This is a genomic window from Salipiger mucosus DSM 16094, from assembly GCF_000442255.1.
Taxonomy (GTDB): domain Bacteria; phylum Pseudomonadota; class Alphaproteobacteria; order Rhodobacterales; family Rhodobacteraceae; genus Salipiger; species Salipiger mucosus.
This window is the reverse complement of record NZ_KE557276.1, coordinates 51,696-58,320: the sequence shown is the minus strand read 5'-3', so window position 1 is coordinate 58,320 and position 6,625 is coordinate 51,696. Positions and strand designations below refer to the sequence as shown.

General features: G+C 68.9%; 5 protein-coding genes and 3 pseudogenes. 4 read left to right on the top strand and 4 right to left on the bottom strand.

Annotated features, from left to right (window positions below):
* Window positions 1–1,027, top strand: a pseudogene (locus SALMUC_RS12225) (hypothetical protein); the annotation flags it as partial.
* 13 nt (window positions 1,028–1,040) lie between these two features.
* On the opposite strand, the gene SALMUC_RS12220 reads toward SALMUC_RS12225, so the two are convergent.
* The 3 genes and pseudogenes from SALMUC_RS12220 to SALMUC_RS31085 all read right to left on the bottom strand — a co-directional run.
* Window positions 1,041–1,883 (bottom strand): calcium-binding protein, encoded by an 843-nt coding sequence (locus SALMUC_RS12220; RefSeq protein WP_037371860.1) that lies wholly within the window; start codon window positions 1,881–1,883, stop codon window positions 1,041–1,043.
* A 45-nt stretch (window positions 1,884–1,928) separates the two neighbouring features.
* Window positions 1,929–1,982: pseudogene (locus tag SALMUC_RS31090) on the bottom strand (hypothetical protein); the annotation flags it as partial.
* 40 nt (window positions 1,983–2,022) lie between these two features.
* A pseudogene (locus tag SALMUC_RS31085) lies at window positions 2,023–2,784 on the bottom strand (matrixin family metalloprotease); the annotation flags it as partial.
* 351 nt (window positions 2,785–3,135) lie between these two features.
* Here SALMUC_RS31085 and gatB point away from each other — a divergent pair.
* Both gatB and SALMUC_RS31080 read left to right on the top strand, forming a co-directional pair.
* Window positions 3,136–4,650: an Asp-tRNA(Asn)/Glu-tRNA(Gln) amidotransferase subunit GatB gene (gene gatB, locus SALMUC_RS12210; protein WP_020042227.1), complete on the top strand. Its 1,515-nt coding sequence runs from the start codon at window positions 3,136–3,138 to the stop codon at window positions 4,648–4,650.
* 273 nt (window positions 4,651–4,923) lie between these two features.
* A complete protein-coding gene (locus SALMUC_RS31080; RefSeq protein WP_020042226.1) occupies window positions 4,924–5,385 on the top strand; it encodes a hypothetical protein in 462 nt (153 codons plus the stop codon).
* Between the two features lie 9 nt (window positions 5,386–5,394).
* On the opposite strand, the gene SALMUC_RS12200 is transcribed toward SALMUC_RS31080, so the two are convergent.
* A complete protein-coding gene (locus SALMUC_RS12200) occupies window positions 5,395–5,652 on the bottom strand; it encodes a BolA family protein (protein ID WP_021120305.1) in 258 nt (85 codons plus the stop codon).
* A 74-nt stretch (window positions 5,653–5,726) separates the two neighbouring features.
* Between SALMUC_RS12200 and SALMUC_RS12195 the strand changes: the two genes are divergently transcribed.
* Entirely contained in the window at window positions 5,727–6,353 is a 627-nt protein-coding gene (locus SALMUC_RS12195) for a DnaJ domain-containing protein (protein ID WP_020042223.1), read from the top strand.
* The last annotated feature ends 272 nt before the right edge of the window (window positions 6,354–6,625 follow it).

The window sequence follows — 6,625 nt, the reverse complement described above, 5'->3', positions numbered from 1 at the left end:
CCGGCCAGCGGCGCAGCTGCTGGCCGAGGGCGCGCAGTCCGACGCGCTCGACAGCGCACGCGCCGCGGTCGAGCGGGGCGATCCCGCCGCCGTGCGCGGCATCCTCTACGAGCTGGGCGATGCCGTCGACGAGGCCGAAACGGGTCTGCCCGGCGCGCTCGTCCTCGCCACGGCGCATCTGTGCGTCGCAAGGGCCTGGGCCGGCCGCCCCGGCGCGCCCGAGCCCTCGGCGCTGCGCCGCGACGCCCGAGCCCTACACCTCGAGAGCGCCGACCGCCTGCTCGACCGCTTCGACCCGCTGGAAGAGGATTCGCCCATGCTGGCAGCCCTGCGCTGCCACCTGCTCGAGCGGCAGCCCCGCGCGGCGGCCCGCCTGGCCGACGACTACGAGGACCTCATCGACCTCGACCCCGCCTGCCCCGACCACATGCGCGCGCTCGGCCGCGACCTCGCGCCCTCCCGCTTCGGCAGCTGGGAGCGGCTCGACCACGAGGCCCGCCGCACCGCCGGGCGCACCGCCGACGTCTGGGGCACGGGCGCCTATGCCTGGGTCTGGTTCGACGCGCTCGCCGCCGACCCGGCCGGCTTCGAGCACGTCGAGTCCGAGTTCTTCGCCGAGGCCCTGCACGACATCCTCGAGTGCCGCCCCGACCAGCACACCGCGAACGTCATCGCCGCCTACTGCGGGCTCTCGCTCTCGGGCACGGCGGAACGCGGCTCGGCAAGGGCGCGCATCGCGGGCTGTTTCGGCTGGATCGTCGCCGACCACCTGCGCGAGGTGCATCCCGCGATCTGGGCCCGCGCCCGCCCGCGGACCGGCGCGACCGACCCCGCCGCCGCGCTGCGCCGGGGCCGGGTGCGGGCGCTCTCGACGCTGGCCGAACACTTCGCCCCGCAACTGGCGCGCGGGGCGACGGTCGTGATCGACGCGCGCGGAGTCCACACCGAACAGGGTCCCGCGCCCACCACCCCCGACACGACGGGCGGCCCGCAGGCCCAGCCGCCGGGCACCCGGGCCGCGGTCTGAACCGCCGCGGACTTCAGATCAGGAAGTTGTCCTCGGAGAGCGTGCGCAGGCCGGAAAGCTCGATCTCGAAATCCGCGGCCCCGTCGCCGTCGAGATCGGCCTGAACCAGCGTCACCTCCGCCTCCTGGCCATAGCGCAGCTCGCCCGCGGTGCCGCTGAAGGCTGCCGTGCCGACGAAGTCGAAGGCCTGCTTGCCGCCGGTCACGGTGTCGGCATCCAGCCGGCTGATCTCGATCCGGTCGAAGCCGGGCTGGAAGTCGGTGATGACGTCACGCGCCCCCGCGCCCACGCCGCTCTCGGCCGCGCTGAAGTAGATGTAGCGATCGCGCTGCGCCTGATCCCCGCCGCTCATGGTGTCTGCGCCGAGGTTGCCGTAGATCGCGTCCGACCCACCACCGCCCGACAGCGTGTCGTCGCCCGCGCGGCCATAGAGCCGGTCCCAGCCCGCGCCGCCCTCCAGCACGTTGCCGCCGCCCTCGCCGCGCAGGTTGTCCGAGAAACGGCCGCCCGTGGCATGCTCGATCTCGCTGAAGACATCGCCCTCGGGCGCGCCCTCGACGAAGAAGCGCGCGTAGTCCGCGCTGCCCACGTCCCGGGAAAGGTCGACCAGAACGCGCCCCTCCGCGCCGGCGAAGACCACCGTGTCGATGCCCTCCCAGCCGTAGAAATAATCAGCCCCGGCACCGCCCTCGTAGGTGTTGGTGCCCGCGCCGCCCTCGAGGGTGTCCTCGCCCGCACCGCCGCGCATCACGTCGTCACCACCCTCGCCCATCAGGTAGTCGGCGCCCGCACCGCCCTCGAGCGTATCGGCCCCCTCGTCGCCCCGGAGCGTGTCGTTGCCCGCGCCGCCCTGCACGAGGTCGTCCCCGCCTGCGCCGCTCAGCACGTCGGCACCGTCGCCGCCATCCAGCTTGTCGGCGCCCTCGTCCCCGTAGAGCGTGTCGTCGCCGTCCACGACCCATCAGCAGGTCGGCGCCCTCGTTGCCCCGAAGCGTGTCGTCGCCCGCGCCGCCATCCAGCGTGTCGTTGCCTTCGTCGCCCTCGAGGGTGTCGGCATCGGCGCCGCCCTCCAGCCGATCGTCGCCCTCGTGGCCGCGCAGCAGATCGGCGCCCGGGCCGCCCTGAAGCAGGTCGTCGCCCGCGTCGCCCCACAGCGTGTCGGCGCCGCCTTCGCCCTGCAGCGTGTCGTCGCCGCCGAAGCCGGCCACGAGGTCGTCGCCCCCGCCCGCGCGGACCAGGTCGTGCAGGCTGCTGCCGACGATCTCCGAGCCCGCGTCGCCCCAGACCTGGCGCGCCTCCATCGCCGCAGCGTCGACGGTGAACCCGCGCCAGCCCGACGCGCCCGGCTGCGACGCACCCGTGCCGTAGATCGCCGCCACCGCCTCGGCGTCGAAGGTGCCGAGGGTCATGACCCCGTAATCGACCCGCGGCAGCATGATCGTGTAGCGCTCGTCGAAATAGCCCGATTCCAGCGTGGGATCTCCGCTGCCGGGGTGCTTGAGCCCCAGCGCATGGCCGATCTCGTGCAGGATCAGGGTCGTCGCCATCGAGGCCATCTCGCCGATGTCGATGAAGACGTCGCCGGCGATCTCCGACTCGTAGGACGACCAGGCCGTGACACCCCGGCCCGGATAATAGGCGTAACCGTCCGAGGTCGAGTACCCGTCGCGATAGCCGAAGTTGTAGTTGCCCAGCCGGATGTCCCCCGTCCCCGCCGCGACCTCGACGAAGACGAGCCCGCTGGCGTCGGCCCACATCTCGAAGGCGCCGCGCGTGGTGGCCTTCTGCGCATCGTTGAAGGCCTCGAAACTGTCGAGGAAATCCTCGGTGTGGTCCGAGCGCTCGGACAGGTACTCTGCAGGCACCGTGTCGAAGGAATAGGTGAGCACCGTGGGCACGCCCTGCTCGGCGGTCCAGCTGCTGCCGGATACAAGCGCGGTGTAGTCTGAAACGGTGGGCATCTGCGGACCTCCGGGAAATCGATGCGAACTGGCAAAGCGCCCCCATTCCTACCGCATTGCGGCCGTCGCGCAAACTTCGCGGCAGGGCCTCTTGCCCGTGCGCAGCGGCTGACTTAGAACCGCTCCGACCTTTCAAGGAGCCGTGACATGCTGGACCTGACCTACGAGCCGCCCAAGCCCAAGGTGATCGCGGGCGCCAAGCACGACTGGGAGCTGGTGATCGGCATGGAGGTCCATGCCCAGGTCGCCTCTCGCGCCAAGCTCTTCTCGGGCGCCTCGACCCAGTTCGGCGCCGAGCCCAACTCGAACGTCTCCTTCGTGGACGCGGCCATGCCGGGCATGCTGCCCGTCATCAACGAGTTCTGCGTCGAGCAGGCGGTTCGCACGGGTCTTGGGCTCAAGGCGGAGATCAACCTGAAGTCGGCCTTCGACCGGAAGAACTACTTCTACCCCGACCTGCCGCAGGGCTACCAGATCAGCCAGCTCTACCACCCCATCGTGGGCGAGGGCGAGGTCATCGTCGACATGGAGCCCGGCATCGCGCGCCGCGTCCGGATCGAGCGCATCCACATCGAGCAGGACGCCGGCAAGTCGATCCACGACATGGACCCGACCATGTCCTTCGTCGACCTCAACCGCACGGGTGTCGCGCTGATGGAGATCGTCTCGCGCCCTGACATCCGCGGCCCCGAGGAGGCCGCCGCCTACATCGCCAAACTGCGCCAGATCCTGCGGTACCTCGGCACCTGCGACGGCAACATGCAGAACGGCAACCTGCGCGCCGACGTGAACGTGTCGGTCTGTACGCCAGGGGCGTACGAGCGGTACATGGAGACGCAGGACTTCTCGCACCTCGGCACCCGCTGCGAGATCAAGAACATGAACTCCATGCGCTTCATCCAGCAGGCCATCGACCACGAGGCGCGCCGCCAGATCGCGATCCTCGAGGCCGGCGGCAGCGTCGAGCAGGAGACCCGCCTCTACGATCCCGACAAGGGCGAGACGCGCTCGATGCGCTCCAAGGAAGAGGCGCACGACTACCGTTATTTCCCCGACCCCGACCTGCTTCCGCTCGAGTTGGAACAGGCCTGGGTGGACGAGATCGGCGCCAACCTGCCCGAACTGCCCGACGAGAAGAAATCGCGCTTCGTCAAGGACTTCGGCCTGTCGGAATATGACGCCGGCGTGCTGACCGCCGAGGTTGCCAATGCCGCCTACTTCGAGGAAGTCGCAGGCAGCGCGGGCGACGGCAAGCTCGCCGCCAATTGGGTCATCAACGAACTCTTCGGCCGGCTGAACAAGGAAGACCACGACATCACCGAGAGCCCGGTCTCGCCGGCGCAGCTCGCGGGGATCATCCGCCTGATCAAGTCCGACGCCATCTCGGGCAAGATCGCCAAGGACCTCTTCGAGATCGTCTACACCGAGGGCGGAGACCCCGAGAAGATCGTCGAAGAGCGCGGCATGAAGCAGGTGACCGACACCGGCGCAATCGAGTCCGCGGTCGACGAGATCATCGCCGCCAACCCCGCGCAGGTGGAAAAAGCCAAGCAGAATCCGAAGCTTGCAGGCTGGTTCGTGGGCCAGGTCATGAAGGCCACCGGCGGCAAGGCGAACCCCAAGGCGGTAAACCAGATCGTCAGCCAGAAGCTGGGGCTCTGAACCCCGCTGGCCGGGGGAACGCAACGTAAGGAATCCCCCACTCGTTGCCAAGTTAACGCTACGGTAACACTTTGCTCACGGGTATCGTGAGTGGCCCGTGACCGCGGTCAGGACAGATCGGCCGCAGGGAAAAGTGCATACAGACAGCGATACTGCCACGCCATTTCTACAGCGAGCGCCGGGGGGCGGCCATCTCCGTCCCCCGGCCTTTACTTGTCGGTTCGGCTTCACTATCCGATGTCGGGTTGCGGCCAGAGCCAGGGAATCCCAGCCATGCAAACCTATGAATACCGGGTCGTCGCCGCGCCCTCGAAGGGCGGGAAGGCCAAGGGCGTCAAGGGCGCGGAAGAGCGCTTTGCCCATACGCTCGAGGCGCTCATGAACGAGATGGCGCTCGAGGGCTGGGAGTACCAGCGCGCCGAGACCCTCCCCTCCGAAGAGCGCAGCGGCCTTGCGTCGAGCCATACCGTCTGGCGCAACCTGCTGATCTTCCGCCGCGCCGTGGGCGGTCAACCCGCCGCGGTCATGCCGCCGATGACCACCGGCGACGCAGAGCCGGAGCCGCAGCCCGACACGCCGCAGGAAACGGCCGCAGAGGCGCCCGCGCAGGCCGAGACCGGCATGCCCGAGGCCCCGGCGCCGCACGATCCGCGCGACGCCGCGCTCAGGGCCGATGACCGCGAGACGGTGCCCTCGGCCTTCGTGGAGCGTGCCAAGCGGCTGCGCGCCGACTGAAGCGCCCGCTCACTCGCCCAGATCGAGCGACAGCGCGTGGATCGCGCCCACGAGCTCCGCGCCAAGCGCCTGGTGCACGGCGCGATGGCGGGCAATCCGGGTCTGGCCCTTGAAGGCCTCGGACCGGATGCGCACATGGTAATGGCTTTCCCCGCCCTCCTGGAAACCCGCGTGTCCGCGATGGCGTTCGCTGTCGTCCCGAACGTCCAATTCGCGTGGCGCGAAGGCGTCGCGCAGACGTGTTTCTATTTGCGTGGTGCGGGACATTTTTTGCCTCCGGGCCTGTTTCAACTGGATGCCGATGGTCTAGACTTCCGCGTCCGAGTCGAAAAGGTGAGACTATGAGCAGAACAGATCCCTTCGGATTCGACATGTCGATCAAGTCGGCCAAGAAGAAGAATCCGCGCGGCCGCCGCGGCATGTCGGGCGAACAGGAAACCTCCACGCGCATCTGCGACCACGAGGGCTGCGACCGGCCGGGCAAGTTCCGCGCCCCGAAGGCGCCTGACGTGCTGGATGACTTCTACTGGTTCTGCAAGGACCACGTCCGCGAATACAACGCCAAGTGGAGTTTCTTCGACGGCAAGACCGAGGCGGAGATGAACGCGCAGGCCACCTCGGACAAGGTCTGGGAGCGCCGCACCAAGGACTTCCGCGACCCCGAGCAGCGCGCCTGGGCGCGGCTTGGGATCGAGGACGCGCACCAGGTCCTGGGCGAGAACGCCACCCGCAACCCGGGACGTAACGGCCAGGGCGGCGGCCGGCGCCTGCCCCCGACCGAGAAGCGCGCGGTCGAGATCCTCGAGGTCGAGAAGGCCGAGACCAAGGCCGAGGTCCGCAAGGCCTACAAGGCGCTCATCAAGGTGCTGCACCCGGACATGAATGGCGGCGACCGCAGCCAGGAAGAGCGGCTGCAGGAGGTCGTCTGGGCCTGGGACCAGATCAAGGACAGCCGCAACTTCAAGTGAGGCGGCGATCCGCCGGTCTGACCCGCCTCTGCGCGGCTTTCTGCGCGGGCGCGAAAATTAGCTTGGACGAAACCGTATAGGTTGTGCTAACAATTGAGTGTCGGCGGAATTAGACGCTGGCGTGCTACTGCGCTTCCCTGTGTCAGGCACTCACGGACCAAGGGCCTGTGCGTCGATCCCCTGGACGCGCAGGCCTTTTCTCGTTCGGCGGCAGGGATAATGCCGGGCGTACCCCTTCTGGACATCGTCACCAAAAACGGGCGGCCCGTCTC